The organism is Tsukamurella sputi, from assembly GCF_007858445.1.
Classification (GTDB): Bacteria; Actinomycetota; Actinomycetes; order Mycobacteriales; family Mycobacteriaceae; genus Tsukamurella; species Tsukamurella sputi.
On sequence record NZ_VIGV01000144.1, the window covers coordinates 1 to 571 of the forward strand.

1 protein-coding gene is annotated in these 571 nt (G+C 73.4%); it reads left to right on the plus strand.

Annotated elements, in window-relative coordinates; all coding sequences use genetic code 11:
• Positions 1–147: 147 nt before the first annotated feature.
• Positions 148–571: aminotransferase class III-fold pyridoxal phosphate-dependent enzyme (locus FK268_RS23545; protein WP_146437867.1), on the plus strand; the 424-nt coding region annotated here is incomplete at its 3' end.

Genomic DNA, 571 nt, shown 5'->3' on the forward strand with positions numbered 1-571 from the left:
CCCGATCATCTCGCCCGACGAGCTGATCGCCGCCCGGCCGGATACCGTCTTCCTCACGGTGCCGGACCTGCGGGCCGAGGTCGCGGGGCGGTATCCCGAACTGGCGCACCGGCTGACCTGTGACCCGCGACCCGAGAGGACGTCCGCGTGAGCGATCGTCGCGACCTGAGCCGCTCGGCGCGCCTGCAGGCGCGGCTGCACGAGACGGTGCCCGGCGGGGCACACACCTACGCCCGGGGATCCGACCAGTACCCGGAGCATCTGACACCCGTCCTGGCGCGCGGTGCGGGCGCCAGGGTGTGGGACGTCGACGGGAACGAGTACATCGAGTACGGCATGGGCCTGCGGTCCGTGACCCTCGGCCACGGCTACCGCCCCGTGGTCGACGCGGTCGCGGAGGCCATCCGGGACGGGGTCAACTTCACCCGGCCCACCGAGCTGGAGCTCGCGGCCGTCGAGGACTTCCTGGAGCTCGTCCCGACGGCGGACATGGTCAAGTTCGCCAAGAACGGCTCCGACGCGACCACGGCGGCCGTGCGCCTGGCCCGCGCCGCGACCGGGCGCGACCTGG